The 23,893-nt window shown below is 68.0% G+C and carries 18 protein-coding genes and 1 pseudogene; 9 read left to right on the top strand and 10 right to left on the bottom strand.

Annotation, left to right across the window (positions count from 1 at the left end):
- Positions 1-75: 75 nt before the first annotated feature.
- Genes FB559_RS24520 through FB559_RS24495 form a run of 6 tightly spaced genes read right to left on the bottom strand, consistent with a single transcriptional unit; the run spans position 76 to position 5,373 of the window.
- Positions 76-1,431, bottom strand: a complete 1,356-nt coding sequence (locus tag FB559_RS24520; protein WP_141958027.1) for a hypothetical protein — start codon at positions 1,429-1,431, stop codon at positions 76-78.
- 29 nt (positions 1,432-1,460) lie between these two features.
- On the bottom strand, positions 1,461-2,009 hold the full coding sequence (locus tag FB559_RS24515) for a hypothetical protein (RefSeq protein ID WP_221640158.1): 549 nt from the start codon (positions 2,007-2,009) through the stop codon (positions 1,461-1,463).
- The gene (locus FB559_RS45710) at positions 2,002-3,375 is read right to left on the bottom strand and encodes a molybdopterin-dependent oxidoreductase (RefSeq protein ID WP_141958025.1); all 1,374 of its coding nucleotides are present in this window, start codon (positions 3,373-3,375) and stop codon (positions 2,002-2,004) included. Before FB559_RS45710 ends, FB559_RS24515 begins: the two co-directional genes overlap by 8 nt.
- Positions 3,372-4,025 (bottom strand): methyltransferase domain-containing protein, encoded by a 654-nt coding sequence (locus FB559_RS24505; RefSeq protein WP_141961893.1) that lies wholly within the window; start codon positions 4,023-4,025, stop codon positions 3,372-3,374. Before FB559_RS24505 ends, FB559_RS45710 begins: the two co-directional genes overlap by 4 nt.
- 2 nt (positions 4,026-4,027) lie before the next feature.
- Positions 4,028-4,684 carry a TIGR04282 family arsenosugar biosynthesis glycosyltransferase gene (locus FB559_RS24500; protein WP_141958023.1) on the bottom strand — a complete coding sequence of 219 codons (657 nt, stop codon included), beginning with the start codon at positions 4,682-4,684 and terminating at the stop codon, positions 4,028-4,030.
- Positions 4,685-4,722: 38 nt separating this feature from the next.
- Positions 4,723-5,373: a glycosyltransferase family 2 protein gene (locus FB559_RS24495; RefSeq protein ID WP_141958021.1), complete on the bottom strand. Its 651-nt coding sequence runs from the start codon at positions 5,371-5,373 to the stop codon at positions 4,723-4,725.
- A gap of 164 nt (positions 5,374-5,537) precedes the next feature.
- Between FB559_RS24495 and FB559_RS46825 the strand changes: the two are divergent.
- Positions 5,538-5,627 (top strand): annotated as a pseudogene (locus FB559_RS46825) (hypothetical protein); the annotation flags it as partial.
- Positions 5,628-5,819: 192 nt separating this feature from the next.
- Here the strand turns inward: FB559_RS46825 and FB559_RS24485 are convergent.
- Positions 5,820-6,593, bottom strand: coding sequence for a SigB/SigF/SigG family RNA polymerase sigma factor (locus FB559_RS24485; protein ID WP_141958019.1), 774 nt, complete (start codon positions 6,591-6,593; stop codon positions 5,820-5,822).
- Positions 6,594-7,298: 705 nt separating this feature from the next.
- Here FB559_RS24485 and FB559_RS24480 point away from each other — a divergent pair.
- On the top strand, positions 7,299-7,871 hold the full coding sequence (locus tag FB559_RS24480) for a sigma-70 family RNA polymerase sigma factor (protein WP_141958017.1): 573 nt from the start codon (positions 7,299-7,301) through the stop codon (positions 7,869-7,871).
- A 1,322-nt stretch (positions 7,872-9,193) separates the two neighbouring features.
- Entirely contained in the window at positions 9,194-9,727 is a 534-nt protein-coding gene (locus FB559_RS24475; protein ID WP_141958016.1) for a hypothetical protein, read from the top strand.
- Between the two features lie 200 nt (positions 9,728-9,927).
- Here FB559_RS24475 and FB559_RS24470 read toward each other — a convergent pair whose 3' ends face one another.
- Complete coding sequence (locus FB559_RS24470) at positions 9,928-10,110, bottom strand: hypothetical protein (protein ID WP_141958014.1); 183 nt, start codon at positions 10,108-10,110, stop codon at positions 9,928-9,930.
- A gap of 734 nt (positions 10,111-10,844) precedes the next feature.
- On the opposite strand from FB559_RS24470, the gene FB559_RS24465 reads away from it, so the two are divergent.
- The 3 genes from FB559_RS24465 to FB559_RS24455 all read left to right on the top strand — a co-directional run bounded on the left by FB559_RS24465 (position 10,845) and on the right by FB559_RS24455 (position 13,609).
- Positions 10,845-11,156 carry a UBP-type zinc finger domain-containing protein gene (locus FB559_RS24465; RefSeq protein WP_141958012.1) on the top strand — a complete coding sequence of 104 codons (312 nt, stop codon included), beginning with the start codon at positions 10,845-10,847 and terminating at the stop codon, positions 11,154-11,156.
- Positions 11,157-11,671: 515 nt separating this feature from the next.
- Positions 11,672-12,103, top strand: coding sequence for a hypothetical protein (locus FB559_RS24460; RefSeq protein ID WP_141958010.1), 432 nt, complete (start codon positions 11,672-11,674; stop codon positions 12,101-12,103).
- A gap of 1,185 nt (positions 12,104-13,288) precedes the next feature.
- Positions 13,289-13,609, top strand: a complete 321-nt coding sequence (locus FB559_RS24455; RefSeq protein ID WP_141958008.1) for a MerR family transcriptional regulator — start codon at positions 13,289-13,291, stop codon at positions 13,607-13,609.
- A gap of 675 nt (positions 13,610-14,284) precedes the next feature.
- Here the strand turns inward: FB559_RS24455 and FB559_RS24450 are convergent.
- Entirely contained in the window at positions 14,285-15,034 is a 750-nt protein-coding gene (locus tag FB559_RS24450) for a hypothetical protein (RefSeq protein ID WP_141958006.1), read from the bottom strand.
- 574 nt (positions 15,035-15,608) lie between these two features.
- Positions 15,609-15,899, bottom strand: a complete 291-nt coding sequence (locus tag FB559_RS24445; RefSeq protein ID WP_141958005.1) for a hypothetical protein — start codon at positions 15,897-15,899, stop codon at positions 15,609-15,611.
- A gap of 263 nt (positions 15,900-16,162) precedes the next feature.
- On the opposite strand from FB559_RS24445, the gene FB559_RS24440 reads away from it, so the two are divergent.
- The 3 genes from FB559_RS24440 to FB559_RS24430 all read left to right on the top strand — a co-directional run bounded on the left by FB559_RS24440 (position 16,163) and on the right by FB559_RS24430 (position 23,863).
- Positions 16,163-17,425 carry a sulfite oxidase gene (locus FB559_RS24440; RefSeq protein ID WP_141958003.1) on the top strand — a complete coding sequence of 421 codons (1,263 nt, stop codon included), beginning with the start codon at positions 16,163-16,165 and terminating at the stop codon, positions 17,423-17,425.
- 146 nt (positions 17,426-17,571) lie between these two features.
- The gene (locus FB559_RS24435) at positions 17,572-17,772 is read left to right on the top strand and encodes an LLM class flavin-dependent oxidoreductase (protein WP_281286340.1); all 201 of its coding nucleotides are present in this window, start codon (positions 17,572-17,574) and stop codon (positions 17,770-17,772) included.
- A gap of 595 nt (positions 17,773-18,367) precedes the next feature.
- Positions 18,368-23,863 (top strand): ATP-binding protein, encoded by a 5,496-nt coding sequence (locus FB559_RS24430; RefSeq protein ID WP_141958000.1) that lies wholly within the window; start codon positions 18,368-18,370, stop codon positions 23,861-23,863.
- Positions 23,864-23,893 lie beyond the last annotated feature (30 nt).

The raw sequence follows: 23,893 nt of genomic DNA, 5'->3' as shown, positions 1-23,893 counted from the left end.
CATACCTGTCTAACCGTCCGGACTCTTCCACTTCCCCCCAAGTCATCGCCCACGCTCCGCGCCCAAATCGGCGTGTCACCAGGGCGAGTGGATGAGTGCCTGTACCAAGATGCCGGTCATGGCCTGGGCTGCCAGCCATCGGCGTCCGGGTGGCATGTGCGCAGCCGGAGCGATGAGCATCCAGGCCGCGTACGGCAGCCAGATCCGTTCTACCTCCCCACGGGTGAGCCCGGCGAGGTCGAGCGTGGCCGCGCCGACCAGCGCGGCAGAGGCGAGCAGCGCGATCCCAGCGTAGGCGCATTCAGCCTGCGGCATCGACCGTCTGATGCCGTGGCGCAGCGACCGGGCCAGCGTCGGTACGGTGTGGGCGACCGCAGGGCCGACGAGCAGGCCGAGGACGGCGAAGTCGCCGATGAGGAAGTAGAGATAGGAACGGCGGCTCGAACCTCCGGTGGCCAGGTAGGCCTGGTGCGTGGCGGCAACGCCGTCCGGCCACCAGAACCCGGCCAGCGTGAACATCGCCGGCACGATCGTCATTGCCGCGAGCACCACGGCGACCACCGGCCATCGCGGCCGGGCCAGGACCAGTACGGCAAGCGGCGTCGCGAAGAGCGGCAGCAGGCCGTAGCTGAGATAGGGCAGGGCGCCGAGCAGCAGGCCCGCTGTGACGGCGCAGACCGTGGCCCTCCGCCGGCTGGGGGCGGGCGGGGCCGCGGCGAGCGCGAGCAGCGCGGTCGCCCAGGTTCCGACCCCGAGGAACAGGGCGTCCATGGTGGTCGCGATCCATACGGCCAGCGGTGCCAGTGCCAGGAACGGCACGGCACGGCGGGCGAGTTCCTCACCGGCCAGGGCCTTGACCGTGACGGCGATGGCGGCGGCCGCCGAGCTGCCGGCGGTGATCACTACGGCGGCCGCCCATCCGGGTCCGTGCAGTCCGGCCGCATCCAGCCCCCACAGGATCAGCGTCGGGCCGGGCGGGTGGCCCTTGACGTGGATCGGGTACTGCTGGGCTTTTTGGGTGAAGGTGGCGAGCCAGCGCAGTGGGTGGTCACCGATCGACGCCAAGCCGTTGGAATACTCACCGGGCTGGGTGATCGGCCCGATGAACCCTGCTGCCCCGTCGGAGATGGCCAGCGCCGAGGCCCACGCGACCGCGGCCGCCCAACCGAGCAGCACCAGGAGCGGCCATCGCAGCCGGCGGGCGAGTACGGGGAGCACGGTGAGGATCAAGACGGCTGTTCCGGCTGCGGGCAGAACCTGCCAGGTGAGCAGGCGTGCGGTGGCGTGCAAGGGTGGCAGGTCGTCCTGTGGCGAACGTCCCGTCCGGTGCAGGACCTCTCCCCAGGCGAAGACTCCCGTGATCAGCAACGCCCAGACCGTCACCGGGACCCACTCGGTCAGGCGGGCATTTCCCGACGTCGGTCGCGCCACCTTCGGAGCATCGAGCCGTGTGGTGGGGATCATCGGAGGTCACGCCCGGCCATGCGGCGGCGGTGCAGGGCGTGTCCGAGTCGGACGGCGTAGATGATGGCGCTGATGGCGAACAGGGCGGCAACCAGCAGGAGCCAGCGGCCCAGGTAGGGCTCCTGGGTACGGCCGGTGGCGGCCAGGTAGGTCTGCCGGCCCTGCTGGATGATTCCAGGGAAGAAGAGCAGGAACAGCAGCCCGGTCCCCAGGGCGGGCACGCGGATGTGGTTCACCGCCGGCACGAGCGGCGCGGTCGTGGCGTGACGCGGCCAAAGTGCGTGTAGCGCACCGGCGAGCGAACGGTCGGCCAGGGCATAGAGGGGGAACACGACGAGGTCGTGGCCGATGACGGCTGCGGCGAACCAGGCGAGCATCACCGGCCACTTCCCATCAGCGCCGGCCTGCAGCGCTGCGTAGCCGGCGAGTGCGAAGCAGCCGATGAGGGCGAGCAGGTGCAGCGGGTTGGCCCCGTAGAACTTCCTGACGGCCGCCAGGGCCTTGCGCACGTCGGGCCTTTTGAAGGTGCTCAGGACTTTATGCATGTCCGGCGCTCCGGAACTCGATGGACCGCACCCACTTGGTGTTGTGCACGCCCGGCAGCGCGGGGACGATGACGCGCGCGGGGTAACCGTGGTCGGCGGGCAGGTCGGCGCCGTTCACCCGCAGGGCCAGGAGCGCGTCGGGGTCGGTCACCTGGTTGGCCTGCAGCACGGCCTGGCTGAAGGTCCCGCCACGTTCGAGCGACCGTACGTGCGCCGAGGCCGGGCGTGGCACGCCGGCGAGTGCGGCGAGGTCACGCAGCCGTACGCCACTCCAGGTCTGTACGGTCGACCAGCCTTCGACGCAGGCGATCGGCAGCCGGGCCGTGTGCTGGGGCATGGCCAGCAGCCGTGCCCGGTCGAGCTGGATCACGCGCGCGCCCGCGACCAGCACCAGCCGCCAGCCCTCGCCGACGTCGGCAGGCCTGATCGACGCCGAGGCCGCGGTGCGGTTGACCGGGAAGTCGGCCGCCGTCTCCCGGTAACCGCCGCGCGGCGCCAGCAGCGCCACCCGGCGAGCGGCTCCGCCGAGGCTCTGCCCGACGGTCAGGACGGCGACGAGAACGCTGCCGCCGCCCACGACGGTCAGGACGCCGCGCCGGCTGATCGTCGCAGGGGCGGGGTCGGCGGCGACCAGCCCTTCGTCATCGAGGGGTTCGGGTCGCGTGTCGGCGCGGGAGGTCCGCATCTCCTCGCGGAACGAACGGGACCGCAGCGCGCGCACCAGGTGCGGAAACTTGATCGTGGCGTGCACGGCGAACGCGGCGAGGAACACCCACGCGCCGTAGAAGTGGGCGGTGTAGAAGCTGAACCCGAACAGGTAGTCGTACTGGATGTTGAGCACACCGGTCGCGATCTCGAACAGCACGCCGCCGACCAGCAACAACAGCGACAGCCGCTCGACGACCTGGGCGAGTGAACGCGCCGGCGGCCACGCGAACAGCTTCGGCACCACCGACCACAGCTTCGCCAAAACGATCGGCACCAGGACCAGCCCCAGCGTGACGTGCGCCCCTTGGTTGAGCCGGTACAGCCACACCGGACGGGTCGGCCAGTCGAAGAACGGCAGCCGCAGCCAGCCGACGTGAGCCGGGAACGCCTGACCGAACCTCGGCGCGTACGCGGCGTACGACAACAGCCCAGTGATGATCACCACGGGCAGCGCCACCAGCAGGACCAGGCCCAGCACCGAGGTCAGCCACGGTCCGCGCAGCGGGCTCCGCCAGGCCTGGATTCTGTCGAGTCCGGGTGGACGGCGCCGTTCCAGGGCGCGCCACAGCGCCGCGGGAAAGCCGTACTCCGCGGGATCCGCAAGCGGTCCGTCATCACCGCGGGACTTCGCGGTGTGGCACCGGCGACCGCCCCTCACGAGGGACACCTGACGAGCTCGGCGAACCACCGACGGTTGCGGGCATAGGTCCTGGTCACCCGCAGTCCTGAGGATGCGGCCAGTTCGGGCAGGGCATCTGCTCCGACGACGGCCCAGGGGAACCAGGAGCCGATGCTGCCCACAGGGCCCCGCAGGCGAGCGGCTCCACGCCACAGGCCGGCACCGTGCCGCTCGATCTCCAGCAGCACGGTGCCTGAAGGCCTCACCATGGAGATCGCGCGGCGCAGCAGCGTTCGCGGTGATCCGCCGATGCCGATGTTGCCGTCGGCGAGCAGCACATGGCGCCAGTGCCCCTCGTTCGGCAGCGAAGCGAACGCGTCACGTTGGAGGGCGGGCGCGCCGCGTGCTCGGCATTGCCTCACCGCACGTGGAGATGTGTCGACGCCCAAGGCGCGCACACCTCTTTCCGTCAGAGCCTGGACGAGGCGCCCCGGTCCGCATCCCAGATCGATGGTGGGGCCGTGGCAGTGTTTGAGCATCCAGTGGTCATCTTGATCAGCGAGCTCATGCCACCGGCCCACTGCCAGCGACATCAGACGTCCGTCGGCCAGCTCGAGGCGACGGGCGTGGCCGCTCAGCGCCGCCTCGAACGGCTGGGGGTCGCTTTCGGTGTCGGTCGTCCGTTGCATCGTCACAGCAGCTTTCCCACTTCGGCGGCGAAGCGGGTCATGGGTGCGGCAGCCGCCACGCGCACTGCATCCTCGACGGTGTCCACGTCGGACAGGGCCGGCAGTAGGGCCAGACGAAGGCCACGCCGGCGCAGCGCCTGCTCGGTACGAGCACCGGTGTCAGGCCGTGACGTCTCGACGCCGACGATCGCGGAAGCGGCTTTCGGATCACGGAGCCCGAGCGCCCACCAGCCGCCGTCATCGGCCGGCCCCAGCACCGCTTCCACACCCGGCGCGTGCAGCCTGCGCCGGCAGGTCTCCAGCAACCCGCGATCGATCTGCGGAGTGTCCATGCCGACCTGCAGGGTGGGCAGGCCGGGCAGCATCGCCGACGCGTCCAGATGCGCCGCTGCGATGCGCTCGCCCAGGCAGGAGCCACGCTGGCGGACGGTCCGCACCTTCCGCAGGGCCGAGGTGAGCTCACTGCCACACCGGACATTGGCCGGATCGCCGGCCAGCGCGAGCACCGTCCGGCCCCCGGGAAGCGCACCCACCGCGTCCAGGGTGTCGAGCAGCGCGGCCGCCGCGATGGCGGCGGCCTGTTCGGGCGTCGCCGGCGGGCACAGCCGGGTCTTGACCCGGCCCGGTACGGGCGCCTTGGCCAGAACCAACAGAATCATCTCCGGTCCCCTCACCCTGCCGGTCGGCCTCGGCTTCGTCACCGGCACGCGACCTTCGTCATGTCGCGGGCGGCTCGAAGGGTTCCGCGGACCGAGCCGGAGACCTTCGACTTTCCGCCGGCCCTGGCCCGATACGGCACGTCGATCTCATGAATTCGCCAGCCCGCCTGGACGGCGCGCAGCAGCAACTCCAGCGGGTAGCCGAACGCCCGATCGGTGATGTTCAGGTCGATGAGCCGCCCGCGGTCGGCCACCCGGATGGGGGCGACGTCGTGTACGGGGGCGCCGCGGTGACGCAGAAGCGCCGCGAGTACGGCGTTGCCGGCGCGGGCGTGCCACGGCTGAGCGGATCGGTCGACCGGGATCCGCCGGCCCACCGCCAGGTCGGCGCGGCCGGCAGCCACGACGGCGGCAAGATCGATGAGCGCGGCCGGGTCGATCGAGCCGTCCGCGTCGATGAACGCGACAAGGTCGGTGGTCGCCCACTGCAGGCCGGTGTGCACCGCGGCACCGTAGCCGCGATGTGATTCGTGGACGACGCGAGCGCCCAGCCCGGCCGCAATCCGGTCAGTGCCGTCGGTGGAGCCGTTGTCGACGACCAAGGCGTCGAAACCTGAGGGCAGTGCTGCGACCACCGCAGGCAGCGCATCGGCCTCGTTCAGACACGGCAGGACCACATCGATACGCATGATGATGATTCGGAGCAACACCGCACGCGGATTGCCCGATCACACGAAACGGCGGGTTTTGATGCTGATCGCCGACAGGTTCAGCCGGTCGATGTGACCGAGGTCCGCAGCGGAGCGGTGGCGAAGTCGCGTAATCCCAGCGCATCTCTGCGCGCGGTGACTGGGGCAGGTCCGTCGACACGACCATGGGATTGACACCACTCGACGGCCTGGTCATGGCCACCCGCTCCGGCAGCATCGACCCCGGCCTGCTACCTCCATCGGCTCCGCATCGGCATCGCCGCGATGGCCGCCTCCCTCAGCGTCGCCCTCGACCCGGCCGCGACGACACCCCCGACGCGGAGATCACCGCCACCGGTGCCGCCGTCCGCGCCTTGCGCGAAGCTGAGCGGGCTGCCCGATCTTCTCCGCCCCTGTTTGCAGGCAGCGCTGCCGTCGAGGGCGGCTCAGATGTCTTTGAGAAGTTCGGCCCGGAGGCCGCTCAGCGCGCGGTTGATGAGCCGGGAGATGTGCATCTGAGACAGGTGCATCAGCTCGGCGATTTCGGTCTGGGTCTTGTTGCCGTAGAAGCGGTGCAGCAGGATCATGCGTTCCCGCTCCGGGAGTCCCTCGAGTAGGGGGCGCAGGGTGACGTGGTCGACGATGTCTTCGATCGCCGTGTCGTTCCCTCCGATGAGGTCGCCGTAGGTCGCGGCGTCCTCATTGTTACCGACCGGCGTGTCGAGCGAGAACGGGCGGTACGCGTCGAACGTACCGACCACCTCGACTGCCTCTTCCACGCCGATCTCGAGGACTTCCGCGATCTCCGGGACGGTCGGCGCGCGATTGTGCTCACGGAAGAAGTCCTGCCGGGCATCACGCATCGCCAACCGGAGCTCCTGGAGGCGGCGGGGCATGCGCAAAAGCCACGTGTGGTCTCGGAAGTGCCGTTTTACCTCACCGGTCATCGTGGGGGCCGCATAAGCCAAGAAACGTTCACCGCGGGCTGCGTCAAAGCGGTTGATAGCCTTGACGAGGCCTAGCATTGCGGCCTGTCGCACATCCTCGAGAGGCTCGTCATGTTGTGCGTATCGCCGTGCAATGCCATAGGCGACCGGTAGATGCATTCGTACCAGCTCCGAGCGGAGCTCCTCTCGCCGCGGGTCCGCGTGTGTCAATGATTTGAGTTCGTTCAACAACGCCTCAGCGTGGCCGTCATCGTAGTCGATTCTGGCAGGCATGCCGACCTCCCTGAGAGGACTTTGACAAAGCAGGTTGGAGACATCGTCCAGGCATGCTGACCGTTCTCTGCCAATTTCTGTAATGGCGGTACGGATGATTCCCTGGTTAAGTCGTGGTCGGTAATCGCACAGGCGCTCGTCAGTGAGGGGAAGGGAACGTTCCGGCCCTAGGGGCCACATCATGGATGGCCCGGTGTGTGGCGCGCCCGATCTGGCAAACGAGACGCCGCTGGTGCTGCTGGACGACCGGTTGGCCGGCATCTAATCAGCAACGCTGCGATGTTGACGGCGAGGGCGAGATGAGCGCGACGTGCATACGATCAGGTAAGCGCGGTGGCGTCAACACGGAAACCTCGAACCTGAGCTCAGACCATCACACGAGCTGATGACCAGGTGATCATCATGTGCTGATGCGTGTTCATTCGGTCGGTCGGCCCGTACATGGAGTGTTCGTTGGCGGCCAACCATGAGGGGATGCCGGGTCTTCGCCAAGGACAACAGACCGACTACCAGCCTGAAAGGCGTCGTGATCGCTTGTGGTGATGGGCCTTGCTCGGATTGCCGGTGGCCGCGGTCGGGTCGGTGGTCTTGGCTGGAGAGTGGTCGGCCGGCCTTCGGGAAGGTCGCGCCGACGTCTTCGGGTCCTCAGATGCGTCGCGGAGCTCCCGAAAACCACTGGCGGTCGTGTTTCAAAGGAGGAGCCACATGATCGGCCTGGAGGATGGCTTGAACTTGGAGGAACTGATGGAAAGGGTGGCCTGCGGTGACAGGGAGGCCTTCGAGCGCATGTACGCGGCGGTGTCCGGACCCGTCTACGGACTGGTGACGCACGTGCTGCGCGATCGAGCTCAATGCGAGAAAGTGACCCAAGAAGTCCTGGTGGAGTTGTGGCAGACAGCGCCACGCTATGAAGCGTCCCACGGCAGCGTGCTGGCGTGGGTAATGTCTTGTACGCATCGCCGTGCGGTCGACCGGAAACGCGCTGACCGAGGCGATCACACCGGTGCGGACGGATCCGCGACGAGCCGGCGTTTGGGCCAGGGCACGGGTGAAGGCGACAAAAGAACAGAGCACCAGCAGGTGCGGGACGGTTGGGACACCCTCACCGAGATACAACGCGAGGCGGTGACGCTGACCTACTACGCCGGCCATACCTACCCGCAGGCCGCCGCTCATCTCCATACCTCCCACGACGCGATCAAGACGTCGCTGCACGATGCCCTGGTGCACCTCGCGACCGCCCGGACCCCCGACGAAGACATGAGCCCACTTGCCTGAGCAGGAACCGGACGGCCCGGAACGCCTGATCAGACAGTGCCAACACTCTCGAAACCTGGCTCCGGCACAGGTTCCGTGGCGGTGCGCGGCGTCAGTCCAGAACCCCAACCTCGCGGCACCGAGACGATGAGGGCCATGAGGTAATCCCCGTTCTCCAGCGTTAAGTCGCCAACCGGCACGATGGGTCATCCAGCACGGACGCGGTCCAAACCCGGCACAGCCCACGCGTAACGGCACGACGCGGGGACCTGATCAGGTTTCACAGCTCGGTCACCGCGGCGGTCGTCGCGTTCTTGGGCGGTCATTGTCGCGGCGCTCGCCGACGAGGCTCGGAGCGCGTTGGCCGGGGCGGCGGACGGCGCTCCTCCCGGTAGCCACGCTCCGACTCCGGCTCACCGCGCTCATACTCATCGCCCTCGTCCTCGTCGTCATAGGCGTCCGACGTCTCTTCACGCTCCGGCACTCGAGGCCGCTCTCGCCGGGCCGAGTCCTTCCTTCTGGCCGGCGCTTCCGGTCCCTCGCCTTCCCCGGGCTCTGTGCCCTTCGTGGTGCCTGGACCCCGCAACGTGTCGGCACGCTGCCGCAGCTTGTCGCTGAACGACTCGATGCCGCTGCTCGCCACCTTCCTCACCACCGCCATGCCCGATTCGACCAAGCGGCCACGAAGATCCCCAGTGAGCTTGTCCAGTGGGCCGCCCAAAGCCGTGTGGTGTAGCAGTTCACTAGGCTCTATGGGAAGTTTGCCCCCGCTGCCGCCGAAAGCGCCAGGAGCACGGCCGACCGGATCTTACGGTTTCGCCCCAGAACGTAACCCCCCACGACGGCGACCGCCATCTGACATCCGCACTTCATGCCCTACTCCCCCCTGCGCGACTCATGATCATGCGAACCTGGCGACAGCGTCCGGATGACGAACGTCGACATGCCACGTAGGGGCCACCAGAGCCACTGGGAAAGATCACCGGATGCCCCGTGGACATCGCGATAGGTCCGTCCCGGGCCCACCTCGCCAGGAACCGGACGCGACCCGCATCATGCAGACACAGCCAGCCGCAGGTCACAGTGTCGTTCAACTCGACTTTACCCCCGCAAATCGGCCAGAGCCGCCCTCGCCCTGATGCGGATCGCATGGCCATCGATTGCGGTGATGACCCCTTCCGGCTGTTACCCGTGCGGCTCAGGTGATGTTGGCTCAGGGGCAAGCGGCCACGAGAGCACGGCTCCTCCTACCGACGATCCGGCCCCGCACCAACCGAATCCGGACGGCCGCTCCGTTGCGAACCTCGACTCACCACTCCTAAGGAGTCGGCCATGGGTGAGACATGAAGACGTATCTGCCTGCGCCGTCGCCGGAGACCGTGCGCGCCGCCCGCGCCTACCTGACACCGCGCCACGCCATCGGCGCGGACCAGATCCTGTGGGACCTCACCGAGCATCCCCTGCCCGACCCGGATGCGATCGACGCGGTCCTCGCCGACTCCGATCGAGCCCAGCAAAGCCCCGGCGACCAAGCCCAAGCCGATGGAGATAGCCGCCGCACGAGTGGTCCTGGGGGCGGCCCCCTGGACATGGACCAGACCGAAGCGCGTCTACTTGATGCCGCACAAGCATCAGCCACGAGGTTCGTGGAGATTTGGTTGGCGTGGCTTCGCGCTTGGTGCCGGTCGGCGACGTGGTGGCGGATAGGTGCCATGGATGAGGTAGTGCATCCCGGCTTCGGTGATCTCGGCCTTCCCCAGGCCACCGCGTCGGGAGACCTTCACCAGGTGCCGGTTCTGCAATACGCAAGCCAGGGACGGCAAGTACACCTCTACCTTCGACGGTGTGCCGCTCGAAAATGGGGTTATGTGGCCTGATCTAGGATTACGCAGCGTTGATATTCGCTGATCACGCCGACGGCGGGCTTTCGGCGGATGGATCACAGGTTGGCCACGTCTCGGATCGGCTGCGTTTCGATGTTCGGGGGCCATTGGAGCCAGGATTGGTGTGCCTCATGCCCGTTCTAGTGGGTTAAGGTACTCGCGGAATATCAGGGCCAGATTGCGTTCGCCGATGATCAGGATCTGGTCAGGAGTTCACAGCGGAGGGTTCCGATGACGCGTTCACAGAGGGCGTTCATCCGCGGCGTATGCCGCAGGGTGGTGATGATCCGCAGGCCTTCGGCCTTGAACACCTCGGCGAACGCGGTGGTGAAGAGCGGATCGCGGTCATGGATCAGAGCCGTAGTGCGCTGATGCACTCGCCCAGCCGCCCTTTCATTGTTCCGTGAGCAGGCGCAGTTCGCCGTTCTGCGGATCGGGTACCGCCGTTCCCAGCGTCGCGTAGGTATTCGAGAGAGCCGCGGGGTCGAGGCTGGTTCAGATCTGGGAGGCCGACGTGCTGGTTGCCGTATTGCGTCTCGCTGAGGATCGCCTTGACCACCTCGGACTGGCGCGCGTCCCATCCGGATATCGCACGAGTGAAGCGGCCTACAGGCCCCGCGGCGACGAGGATCTGGTTCGATATCGATGAATAGTGATCCGCGGGCACCCTGCCCTGACAGCGACTTCCGCGGCGCCGTCGAGGAGATCGGGCACGGCGCGGTGCACGAGCTGCTGACGCCGACCACCTCACGCCCGAACAATCCCCCGTCTTCATCGACGATCCCGCTCTCATCGATTCACTCGACTCACCGCACCACCCACCCGCAGGCGCTTTGCTGCCTAGCAGGAACCACACCATGGACGCGGCCGGTGCCGATGTGACAGGTGAATTGAATTCTGCATCACAGCACCATGGTTTGGGGAGAGATCAAGCCCCTTGGACCTCCACTTAGGTCCGTGCAGGCAGTCTCCTCACCGGCATTGGCGGGTGATCGGCTGTGGTGATGGGCTTTGGCCGGGTCAGGTGTTTCCGACATGACACCGGCGGGCTTGACTGAGAGGACCAGCCGGGCCCGTGCCCGGTCTCCCCAGTATGACGAAGGAACCTGTGATGGTCCCCAACCAGACCGAGGCCCTGGACGCCGCCGCGGTCAGCGCGAACGGCCAGGCGCCACACTGTGAGCACCTCGACGGCCTAACACCGGTCACCCCTCAGACCAGCTTCTGCCCGGACTGCCGGGCCGACGAGGACCGCCGGGCGATCCTGTTGATCTGCCTGACCTGTGGCCGGGTCGGGTGTTCGGACGGTTCACCCAACCAGCACGCCAAGGCCCACTACGAAAAGACCCACCATCCGATCGCCGCGGCCGTAGCGCCGGGCCCGCGGTGGAGATGGTGCTACGTGCACCAGCGTCTGGTCTGACCGGTCCGTTCCCCGGCCCGCAAGAACCGGGTTCATGCTCAGCCCACGCTTGGCTGCCCAGAGCCGCCGTCGCCCCTGATGCAGAACGCATCGTGATCGATTGTGGTGATGGCCCTTTCCGGAATCGGCTGTTTCCCGCATGGCTCCGCTGAGGTTGGCTCAGGGGTGAGCGGACACCAGAGCAGCGCCCCCTCCCACGGGCGATCGGGCGCCTGCCATGGACCGGCCCGGAAGACCTTCCCCTTGCAAGCCTCGACTCATTACTCCGAAGGAGTCGGTCATGGGCACCATCGCCTGGGAACATTCCCGGACTGGTCACCGAGATGATCGCCCTTGCCTCCACCCTCCGAGCCCGCAGACCGATAACCGGCCACCCTGCGACAGGCTCCCGTGCGGACCGTCTATCTCGCTGGGCGAGACGAGCGCGCTCATGACCAGCGGCCCTGAACCGTCATCGGGCCGGCTTCGCCATGGGTGAGGACATGAGGACGTGGCTGCCTGCACCGTCGCCGGAGATGGTGCGCGCCGCCCGCGCCTACCTGACACCGCGCTACGCCACCGGTGCGGATCAGGTCCTGTGGGACCTCATAGAGCATCCCCTGCCCGACCTGGATGCCATCGACGCGGTCCTCGCCGCCTCTGATCGAGCCCAACGAGGCCCCGGCGACCAACCCCAGCCGATGGAGGTGGCCGCCGCACTGGTGGTCCTGGAGGCGGCCCGCCTGGACATGGACCAGACCGAAGCGCGTCTGCTCGATGCCGCGCAAGCATCAGCCATGGGATGGGAACAGATCGCCGCGATCCTCGGCCTCACCGTCGAAGAAGCCAAGGAACGGCACCAGCAGCTCAAACCCCGCCTGGACGAACCCGTCGCCCACGTTCTCCCACCACGCCCTCACGGCCAGACGCACCGGCCCAGAGCCGTCACTCGAACCGGCGACCGCTGAACGTCTGCGCTCCCTGCGACCCGGCAAGACCGACTCCGGCCGAGTAGTCGGCGCACGGTCCTGGAGCATCGGATATTCCGGAGCCTGTCCATCCTCCACCGCCAACCACCACCATCGTTAGGTTGGGCCGTGAGCCGCTCATCGATGGAACGGCAGATGTGGTCCCCACGCCTCGTCCACTGTCAGCGGCAGGCCTCGATCGTGGCAGACACGCTTGACCGCGGGGAGATCGGGACGCGTACCGTACGGCGTCATCACTAGCGCCACGCGCATCCGGATGCGCGGCGAGCAGACGAGCGAACCCCATCTTGCTGATCCGTGGCGGGGAGGACCTCGTCACCGTGGCCGCGCTCGCCGGCCTACTCGCCTGGGGATGCTGAAGGTGTACAGCCACCCACCTCACCTCACCAACGAGGACGAACAGGGCACCCTACGCCGGCTGACCATCGACCGCTGATCGCGCGGGGCTGGTCAGACCCCCGGGCGAGGACACCGTGGGCTGAGGACGCTCACCGGTGAGGGGACCGCGGTGACGAAGAGCCAAAGAAAATCTTATGTGGCCGGAGTAGACATTCGCTGTCGTGCTGGGTAGTGTTCCCGATGTCGCGAGAGAAGAGAACATCAAAGAGGCACGGGAGACAACGAACTACCCGTGGACATGGTGAGCACGACGTCAGGTGCGCTGGGGCTTGGTAACGGTAGGTGGCTCCGGGCAGTGACGGATGGCCCGTTGGACGCGCTGGGGCGAGGTTGGCAGGTCCCAGAAGGTCCGGAAATCTCCGGGTCGCAGTGAAGTGGGAAGTTAGACGTCAGGTGCGCCGGGGCCAAGTTGAGGGAAGTGGCTCCGGGCGGTGGCAAGCGGCCGTCGGACGCGCTGGGACGAGGTTCGTGTTCCAGAAGGTCCGGGCCGGTACGGAAAGGTTTTGAGGAAGATCAGAGGAGAAGGGGAGGGTCATACGCCGTCGGATCGCCCGCTGCCGGTTGTGTTCCGCCGCGCGGGTACCGCAGTCCCATCGGAACGAAAGGTGGTCTTCGGTCACGCTTACGCGATCCCCGCACTCCGCGCCGTCTCAGATGGCCGGTGCGGATACGACAAGCCGACGTCCTCGTCGGTAGATGGTGTTGATACCTAAAACCCTGGGCCCCGGTGCTACGGCACCGGGGCCCTCATGATGTGGAGGTTCAATGGATCAAGCCGAGCAGAGCATGGCCGACAAGTTCGACGATGACGACTACCCCGCCTACACCATGGGCCGCGCCGCGGAGATGCTCGGCACCACCCCGGGATTCCTGCGCAGCCTGGACGAGGCGAAGCTGATCACCCCGCAGCGCTCGCCGGGCGGCCACCGGCGCTACTCCCGCTACCAGCTCCGCCTGGCCGCCCGCGCCCGCGAACTCCTCGACGATGGCACCCCGCTGGACGCCGCCTGCCGCATCATCATCCTCGAAGACCAACTCGCCGAAGCCCAACGACCCAACAACACTCGGTCACTCCAAGATCACTGAACGGGGCGACTCGTTCATGGTGTCGGCCAAGAACTTCTCAGCCGGCGCATCCCGACCGTGGTTGGCGCCATCTCCGCGCCCCGCAGCTCGCTATCGCCAATGCCCGGCCTCGACGCCATCAATGCGATCATCTCCGCCTCCAATCGAGCCCAGCAAGCTCCGCCCGCCGCTGCGGTCCAGTAGCTGCCCGAGGCTGCCGCACGCACAGGAGGTAAATCAGAATGCTCCTGCGGGGAGGTGCGCGCCATGGGAGTTCACGATGGTCCGATGGTGCGGCGCTCGGGCGATGCGACTTCGCGCATGAACCGTGCCCGTTCGCTTGAGCGCGATTTGCTCGCCGGTAGTTTCCTGAGACGTTCCTCGTGACCTCCTCCGTGCGGCGAACGACCGCCAGGCGTCGCTGCGCTTGGCGGTCGGATCGCTGTTGAGGCACTGGAGGCTCAGAGGCCTTCATCTAGGTAGGAGCCGCCAGGTATGAACGATGCCTGGCAGGTTCGGATCTAGCCGATGAGGGAGGAGATGACGGCGCCGGCGGCGCCGATGATTCCGTGGGCGGTGCCGGTGAGGATGCCGACGACAGAGTCGACGAGGCCACCGAGGATGGGTATTCCCATGTCAGATACTCCTTCTTGGAGGGGGCGTTGCATCGATTGAGTGAGGGTGGAAGGCGGGCGGTTATCCGGTGCAGGTAGGTACCGCCGGGGAGCTGCCGACGCAGTTGTTCGTGGTATTGGCACTGATCGGCGAGCTGGTGGTGGTCATGGTGCCGCCTTGGCGATAGACGCCACCGGCGTTCAGGGCGGCGTTGTTGGCGGTCACGGCGGTCTGGGTGAGGGTGGTCGCGGTGGAGCTGACCGCGGCTATGCCGCCGCCCCGGAGCGTTGCGGTGTTACCGGTCATGAACATCGGACTGCCGGAGACGCCGGTGGTCGTCAGCGTCCCCCTCCGGCCGTTGTAGATGCCGCCGCCGCTCAGCAATGCGCTGTTGGTGGACACCGGGCTGTTGGTGAACGTCGCGGCGGGCGCGGTGCCAGAGGGGGTGTCGGCGTTGGCCAGGCCACCGCCGTTGCCCGTGGCGTGGTTGCCACTCAGCCTGCTGCCGGTGAGGGTCACCGCGCCGTGGTTCAGGATGGCGCCACCGTCACCAAGGGCGCTGCCGTTGGTGAGTGCGACCGCTGTGGTGAGGGTGAGGTCACCGGTCGAGCTGACCTCGGCGATACGGAAGGGCAGCAGCGAGGCGCGGCTGATGGTCGCGGGGCCGATCATTTCGATCGGGGTGGTGATGACCGGCAGTGCGTCGGCGAGGCCGCCATGGCTGGAGGTCATCCTGTACGTACAGCCCGACGCCAGGGCGAGGGTGTCCTTGGCCGGGGTGGAGTTGGCGAGGTTGACGGCGGAGACGAGAGCGCTTTCGCTGCACGCCACGGGAATGGTTGTGGCCCACGCCGCGGGCACGAGCGTGATCATTCCCCCAGTGACAGCGGTGGCTCCCACAAGGGCCTGGATGATCGTGCGGTTATGTCGCATAGGGCCCACCGTCCTGCCTGGTGCAGAACGGGGAAATGATCGATAATCAGGTCGGTTATCATGCGAAGCGATAACCGCGCTAAATGCAGCTGCCGGCCACCAGGAAGTAATGATCATTTCATTACGAGACACCTGCCGTGGCATCCGACACCCTTGATACAACGGTCCTGCAGTATAGATCGTAAAAATACACATAGATGCTAAGATCAACGACTCGCACGGATTGCAAATTGGTCTAAATGAAAATTTATCACGCTATTTCCGTACGTGGGCGTTTAGCCCGTTCTTTCGCTACTAGACGGTGCGTTTGACCGTTTTTTGTAGCCAAGGTTTACTAAGAGTGCTTTCCGTGGACGGGACGTCATTTTCGTAGATCGTATAGATGCTGGATAATCGGCCGCTTGGTTGTGACCCGGGGTTATTTGTATCGGTGAGCAGGCGATGCCCAGCAGAGCAGTCGATGCTCGTGGCGTTACGACTGCTCTATCTGACCTTCGTTCGTCTTCTTGGCCGGCTTGTTTGTGGCGCGGTCGGGTGTCCTCGTCTGCGTGCAGGCGCTGCTGGGCGGGATCGGAGCGCCTGCACGTGTCGGTGCCGGTAGCGCTCTGAGCGGGCGAGGATCTCGCGGCGTATGAGGCCGACCCAGCGCCATGATCGCGTTCATGCGAGGCGCCTGAGCAGCGGTGCGCACGACCCGGATGCCTTCGGCGCCGAACACCTCATCGAACAGCGCGGTGAATTTGCTGTCCCGATCACGGATCATGAACCTTCCGCCGCGATCGGGGCAGCACCCGGACCAGCGCTGCGATCATCGCGCGATCGGCCCACGACAGCCGAGGCCGTGCGACCTACCGCACCGAACGTGTCGCCTGGCCGCAAGGAATCAACGCAAGTGGACACATCACCGATGGTCCACGCCAGAACACGGACAGGCGCACTTCCGCTGCCAGGCGCCGCCCGCCAGCCGGCCAGACATTCTCTACTAAATTGGTTCCATTTATAGGGATTGTGAGGGAATATCGGCTCATGGGTGTTGATCTCATCGACGGGTCGTCGTACGAGCGAGACCGTGCTCCACGTGGTGCCGGAGGGATATCACGGCGCAGTCTGCTGCGCTATACGGCCATGGCCGGGGCGGGAGCCGGTCTGGGTCTGGTGGGGGGAATGGCGGGCTCGGCGTCGGCGGACGACACGTCGGAGCCGATCGTGAAGCCGTTGCCACCGGAGCTGTTCACGGTGTTCGGCAGCAACGCAGAGATGAAGTGGGAGGCGATGCAGGGACAGGGATACACCACCCCCATCGACCGATTCTTCGTGCGCGACCACACTCGTACCCCCCTCATCGAGGCCGCGACCTGGCGGTTGAAGCTGTGGGGCACCGGGCTGCGCGGCGCCCCCACGGAGGCGGCCCCGATCGAGTTCGACTACGACCAGCTGCGCAGGCTCCCGGCCGAGACGGTCACGGCGTTCATCGAGTGCACCGGCAACGGCCGCAGCTTCTACACCAGCCAGCAGCAGCAGACGGTCACCGGAACCGCATGGGGCCTGGGCGCGGTCGGCGTCGCCCGCTGGCGCGGCGTACCGTTGCGGACAGTACTGGAGCTGGCCGGCCTGAGCCACCATGCCGTGGACGTCATGCCGCGTGGGCTCGACGACGAGTGGACCGACGCCGGCGTGAACCATGGCCACGTCCGCCGTCCGCTGCCGGTCACCAAGGCGTCGCGGGACGTCCTACTGGCCTATGAGATGAACGGCGAACCGCTGCCACCCGACCACGGCTTCCCCGTACGGCTGGTGGTCCCCAACTGGATCGGCATCGCCTCCATCAAGTGGGTCGGCGACATCCAGGTCTCCGACCACCAACTGTCATCGCCGTGGGACACCCAGTACTACCGGTTGTTCGGCCCCGGTTACCCGGCCGAGGGCAGCCCGCCGATCACCCGCCAGGTCACCAAGAGCGCCTTCGAGCTGCCCCGGCAGGCCCAGCTCAGCGCGGGCCGGACCCACATGCTGCACGGCCGCTCGTGGTCCGGCAACGGCCGGATTCTCCGAGTGGAGATCAGCACCGACGGCGGTACGACCTGGCACCAAGCGCATCGCCAAGAGCAAGAGGGCCACCGTGCCTGGCTGCGCTGGACCTTCCCATGGCGCCCCGCGCACCAGGGCCCCTACGAACTGCTCGCCCGCGCCGTCGACGAGACCGGCCACGCCCAGCCCGACACCGCCCGCTACAACACCCTGGGCTACCTGTTCGACGCCGTCGTCCGGCACCCCGTCACCGTCAGTTGACCTCACCTGGCTCGGCTGATCGCTACACCGGCTCCGGTCCGACTTGGCCCGTCCGGTGTCCCACGCCCGGTCACCCGCGAGACCGCTGACCCGGTAAGCCCGCTGCGCTCAGGTCCCGGACGGCAATCTCCAGTTGAGCACCGTCCCTGCCGAGTGCGCCACCGGTTGTGCTGGCACACGTCGCGGCGCTGACCAGCAGGATCCGGTTGTTCACCGGCGTGACCGTGCTGTCGATGCTCGACCCGGTGCGCGTCGCCGAGGACAACGCGACCGTCGACCATCTCTCCGGCGGCAGGCTGGAGCTGATCGTGGGCAAGGGCGCCGGGCCGGGTGGAACCGGTGTGTGACCGTCCCGAACAAGCGTCACCGAACATCGACGTACAGCGCTGACCTGCGAAACCTCGAAAAACCGCAGGTCAGAACATAATTAGTAAGACCTTGACACGTCGAGGTCATCGCACGTGCGGTCGGCGGCCGTCGACCGGGGCGGCCTTCCCCCAGGCCTGTGGGGTTTCGGACAGGAGCCCTTCGCCATGACCTGCGCCCGACGATGGCCGTGCTGGCGGAACGCTGGGTGCTCGGTGGGTGCTCGGATGTTGCGATCTTGTTGTCCGTCGTAGTGGATCGCTAGCGGTGCGCTTGCCGAAATTCCATCCATGCACGTCAGGCGGCATTGTGCGTGGCTGGCATGTTCAGTGACGGCCAGGCAGTACACCTGCGCTTCGTTCAGCAGGTCGACGGTAGAGAAGTCGGCGACGATGATCGCTCCGGCCTGAGACCGCAGGAACCGCTTTTGTGGGGTCCCTACAACGCGGCGGCTCCGGTGTGCGTCATGCGGGACATTGTTGTACCCGGTGGTAATCGAGGAGGGTTTAGGCAGCTCCAGGCGGGGCCCCGGACCCGGACGTCGCCGAAGGCGCTGGTACGTGGGAGGCTCAGCCGGTGTTCAGTCGTGTCGCCATCGTCAACCGCGGAGAGGCCGCGATGCGGCTCATCCACGCCATCCGGGATCTTTGCGCGGAGACCGGGGCGCGGATCGAGACGGTCGCCCTCTACACCGACGCCGATCGCGACGCGACCTTCGTCCGTGAAGCGGACGTCTCCTACTCGCTGGGTCCCGCCTCGGCCCGCCCGTACCTCGACCATGCCGTCCTGGAACAGGCGCTGGTGGAGACCCGGGCCGACGCCGCGTGGGTCGGTTGGGGGTTCGTCGCCGAGGACCCGGCGTTCGCCGAGCTATGCGAGAAGATCGGCGTCACCTTCGTCGGACCGAGCGCGGAGGCGATGCGCAGGCTCGGCGACAAGATCGGCGCGAAGTTGATCGCCGAGGAGGTCGGTGTGCCGGTGGCGCCGTGGAGCCGCGGCGAGGTCGCCACCCTTGAGGACGCGCTGCGCGCCGGCAACGACATCGGCTACCCGCTGATGCTCAAGGCGACCGCGGGCGGCGGCGGGCGCGGCATCCGTATGGTCGCCTCGGATGAGGATCTGGCGGACGCCTACGTGCGTACCAGCCAGGAGGCGCTGCGCGCGTTCGGCTCCGGTGTGGTGTTCCTGGAGCGCTTGGTCACCGGCGCCCGGCACGTCGAGGTTCAGGTCATCGCCGACGGGCAGGGCACCGCGTGGGCGCTGGGCGTACGGGACTGCTCGGTGCAGCGGCGCAACCAGAAGATCATCGAGGAGTCCGCCTCTCCGGTCCTGGCCCCCGAGCAGGTCGTCGAGCTGAAGGCGTCGGCCGAGCGGCTCGCCGTGGCCGTCGGCTACCGCGGCGCCTGCACCGTCGAGTTCCTCTACCATCCCGGCGAGAAGCTGTTCGCCTTCCTCGAGGTCAACACCCGGCTGCAGGTCGAGCACCCGATCACCGAGATCACCACCGGCACCGACCTGGTACGGCTGCAGCTACACGTGGCGAACGGCGGGACGCTGGACGGCGCCCAGCCGGGCGAGACCGGCCACGCCATCGAGGCCCGGCTCAACGCCGAGGATCCCGACCGTGACTTCGCGCCCGCCCCGGGCCGCATCGCGCGACTGGTGCTGCCCGCCGGGCCCGGCATCCGCGTGGACACCGGCGTCAGCGAGGGCGACAGCATCCCGGCCGACTTCGACTCGATGATCGCCAAGATCATCGCCTACGGCAGCGACCGCCAGCAGGCGCTGGGCCGGCTGCGCCGCGCGATGGCCGAGACCACGGTCATCATCGAGGGCGGCGCGACCAACAAGAGCTTCGTGCTCGACCTGCTCGACCAGCCCGAGGTGATCGACGCGAGCGCCGACACCGGCTGGATCGACCGCGTACGCGCCGAGGGCCGCCTGGTCAGCCACCGGCACTCCGCGATCGCCCTGGCCGCCGCCGCGATCCGGGCCTACCACAACGAGGAGGAGGTCAGCCGCCGGCGGCTGCTGTCCACCGCGCACGGCGGGCGGCCGCAGGTGCAGCACGAAAGCGGCCGTCCGCTGGACCTCAAGCTCCGCGGTGTCGGCTACCGGGTGAGCGTGGCCCGGGTCGGGCACAAGCGGTTCCGCGTCGGCATCTCCGGCGGCGACGCACTGCACATTGTCGACGTCGAGGGCGAGCGGTTCGACGAACACAGCGGCCAGATCGTGGTCAACGGCCGTCGGTTCCGACTGGTGTCGGCGGCCCACGGGCCGATCCACATGATCGAGGTCGACGGCGTCGCGCACCGGATCAGCGGCGACGAGGGTGGCGTCGTCCGCTCCCCCGCACCCGCGTTGGTGGTCGCGACGCCGCTTGCCCTTGGTGACGAGGTCGAGGCGGGCGCGCCGATCCTGGTGCTCGAAAGCATGAAGATGGAGACGGTGCTGCGCGCGCCGTTCCGCGCCCGCGTCCGTGAGTGCCCGGTGTCGGTGGGCAGCCAGGTCGAGACCGGCACGCCGGTGATGCGGCTGGAGCCACTGCCCGACGGGGACGCCGGGCAGGCGGAGCCGGTCGCCGAGACCGTCGAGATCGAGCTGCCCGCGGAGCCCGCTGCGGCATCCGCGGCCGATCGCGTCGAACGCGGCCTGCAGGACCTGCGCAGCCTGCTGCTCGGCTTCGACGTCGACCCGCATGACCGCGGGCGGGTGCTGTCGGCCTATCTGGCGGCGCGCACCGAGCTGGGCGGGCGGCCGCTCGAGAGCGAGCTGGATCTGCTCACGGTGTTCGCCGACCTGTCCGAGCTGAGCCGGAACAAGGCAGGCGGCGAACTCGACGTCGAGCCGGGCAGTCCGGTGCACAGCCCGCGCGAGTCCTTCCACAGCTACCTGCAGAGCCTCGATGTCGAGCGCGCCGGAGTGGGCGAAGGCTTCCAGGCCAAGCTCACCAAGGTCCTCGCCCATTACGGCGTCGCAGGCCTCGACCGTACGCCGGAGCTGGAGGCCGCGGTCTTCCGGATCTTCCTGGCTCAGCAGCGGATGAGCACCAACGTCGCGATCGTGTCGGAGCTGGTGCGCCAGTGGCTAGCCGGCGCGCCGCCGATCGAGTCGCTCAGCGAACGCGCCGGGCTCACCCTCGAGCGCCTGGTCGAGGCCACGCAGGTGCGCTTCCCCATGGTGTCCGACCTGGCCCGCGGCGTGGTGTTCCGCTGGTTCACCCAGCCGTTGCGGCGCCGCAACCGCGCCAGGGTCTACGCCGCGGTGCGTGAGGACCTGCGCTACCTGGACAACAACCCTGACGCGCCGGACCGTGCCGGGCGGATCCAGGCCATGGTGGCCAGCTCCGAGCCGCTCGTCCGGCTGATCGGCCAGTGGATCGGCCGGCTCGGGCGGGACCCCGCGCCGCTGCTGGAGGTGCTGACGCGCCGCTACTACGGCAGCCGTGGGTTGTCCGAGGTCGCCGCGCGGGAGACCGCGGGCTGCCGGTTCGTCACCGCTGAGCACACCGGTGCACACGGCGTGACACGCGTGGTCACCAGCGCCGTCGACTTCGCCGCTCTGCCCGACGCGATCGGTGCCGTCGGCGGTTTCGCCGCCGACGTGGCCGAGCACGGGCTGGTCGCCGACCTGTACGTCACGTGGGAGGACCAGCCGGACGCCGACGCGATGGCGGTGCGTCTCGGACGGCTGCTCGCCGAGCACCCGCAGCCCGCGGGCGTCCGCCGGATCACCACGACCGTCGCCGGCACCAGCGGCGCCGTGATGCACCACCACTTCACCTTCCGGCCCGACGGTGCGGGCTTCGCCGAGGACCGGCTGATCCGCGGCCTGCACCCGCAGATCGCACGGCGCCTGCAGCTGCAGCGCCTGCGCGAGTTCGACCTCACGCGGCTGCCGTTCGCCGACGAGGAGATCTACCTGTTCAAGGCCGTGGCGCGCAGCAACCCGGCCGACGAGCGACTCATCGCGATGGGCCAGGTACGCGATCTGACGCCGTTGCGCGAGGCCGACGGCAGACTGGTCGCGCTGCCCGCGGTGGAGGACGCGATCACCGCATGCCTCGACGCCATCCGCAACATCCAGGTGCAGCGACCCCAGAACAAGCGGTTCGACACCAACCGGATCATGATGTACGTCTGGCCGTCCACCGAGCTGTCCGCCGACGAGCTCAACACACTGGTCCAGCGCGTGCTGCCGACCGGCGCCGGCGCGGGGCTGGAGGAGGTCCAGTTCGTGGCCCGCCAGCGCACCGCCGCGGGCGAGCTGGCCGAGGTCGCCGTGCGGATCACCCTGGACCCGGGACACGGTGCGCGCCTGCACGTCGACAAGCCGTCGACGGAACCGGTGCAGCCGCTGGACGACTACCGCCAGAAGGTGCTGCGCGCGGCCCGGCGCGGGAACGTCTACCCGTACGAGCTGACCGACCTGCTCGCCGGACCGGCGGGCGACTTCGTCGAGCACGACCTCGACGACCACGGCGCGCTCGTGCCGGTGGAGCGGCCGAAGGGCAAGAACTCCGCGGCGATCGTGGCGGGCGTCGTCACGACGCCGACCGGGCGGTACCCCGAAGGCGTTACCCGCGTGGTGCTGCTCGGCGACCCGACCAAGGCGCTGGGCGCGCTGTCGGAGCCGGAGTGCTCACGGGTGATCGCGGCGCTCGACCTCGCCGAGCGGATGCGGGTCCCCCTGGAGTGGTTCGCGCTGTCGGCGGGCGCGCGGATCTCGATGGCCTCGGGCACCGAGAACATGGACTGGGTCGCGGCCGCGCTCAAGCGGATCGTCACGTTCACCCAGGACGGCGGTGAGATCAACATCGTGGTCGCCGGGATCAACGTCGGGGCCCAGCCGTACTGGAACGCCGAAGCGACGATGCTCATGCACACCAAGGGCATCCTGGTGATGACGCCGGACTCGGCGATGGTGCTCACCGGCAAGCAGTCACTGGACTTCTCCGGCGGCGTGTCGGCCGAGGACAACTTCGGCATCGGCGGCTACGACCGCGTGATGGGGCCGAACGGCCAGGCGCAGTACTGGGCGCCCAACCTGCCGGCCGCCCGCGACGTGCTGATGGCACACTACGACCACACCTACGTCGTGCCCGGCGAGACGGCGCCGCGGAAGGCGGGCACCAACGACCCGGTCGACCGCGACGTCTCCGCGTTTCCGCACGCGACCGCCGGTAGCGACTTCACCACCGTCGGCCAGATCTTCTCCGCAGCTCACAACCCGGACCGCAAGAAGCCGTTCGACATCCGTACGGTGATGCGCGCGCTGTCCGACCAGGACCACCGGGTGCTGGAGCGCTGGGCGGGCATGGCCGACGCCGACACCTCGGTGGTGCAGGACGTGCACATCGGCGGCCGGCCGGTCTGCCTGATCGGGATCGAGTCGCGGTCGGTGCCGCGACGCGGCTTCCCACCCACCGACGGGCCGGACACCTACACCGCGGGCACGCTGTTCCCGCGGTCGTCGAAGAAGACCGCACGGGCGATCAACGCGGCCTCCGGCAACCGGCCGCTGGTCGTGCTGGCGAACCTGTCCGGTTTCGACGGCTCACCGGAGTCGATGCGCAAACTGCAGCTGGAGTACGGCGCGGAGATCGGCCGGGCGATCGTCAACTTCGACGGCCCGATCGTGTTCTGCGTGATCTCCCGCTACCACGGCGGCGCGTTCGTGGTGTTCTCCAAGGCGCTCAACCCGAACCTGACCGTGCTGGCGCTGGAGGGCTCGTTCGCCTCGGTACTCGGCGGCGCCCCGGCGGCGGCCGTGGTGTTCTCCGGTGAGGTGAACAACCGCACCGCAACCGATCCGCGGGTGACCGAGCTGCAGGCCCGGATCACGGAGACCAGCGGCGCCGAGCGGGCCGCGCTGGGCACCCGGCTCGCCGAGGTCCAGTCGTCCGTCCGGGCGGAGAAGCTCGGCGAGGTCGCCGCGGAGTTCGACCGGGTGCACAGCATCGAGCGCGCGGTCGAGGTCGGCTCAGTGGACGCGATCATCAGCGCCGCCGAACTGCGGCCGCGGATCATCGAAGCCATCGAGCACGGATCGGCTCCGCGGCTTCCCAAATAACGCGTCCGGCCGTGACCTCCCGGCCAAGCG

Source organism: Actinoallomurus bryophytorum (assembly GCF_006716425.1).
Lineage (GTDB): Bacteria > Actinomycetota > Actinomycetes > Streptosporangiales > Streptosporangiaceae > Actinoallomurus > Actinoallomurus bryophytorum.
This window is presented reverse-complemented; position numbering and strand designations above follow the sequence as displayed.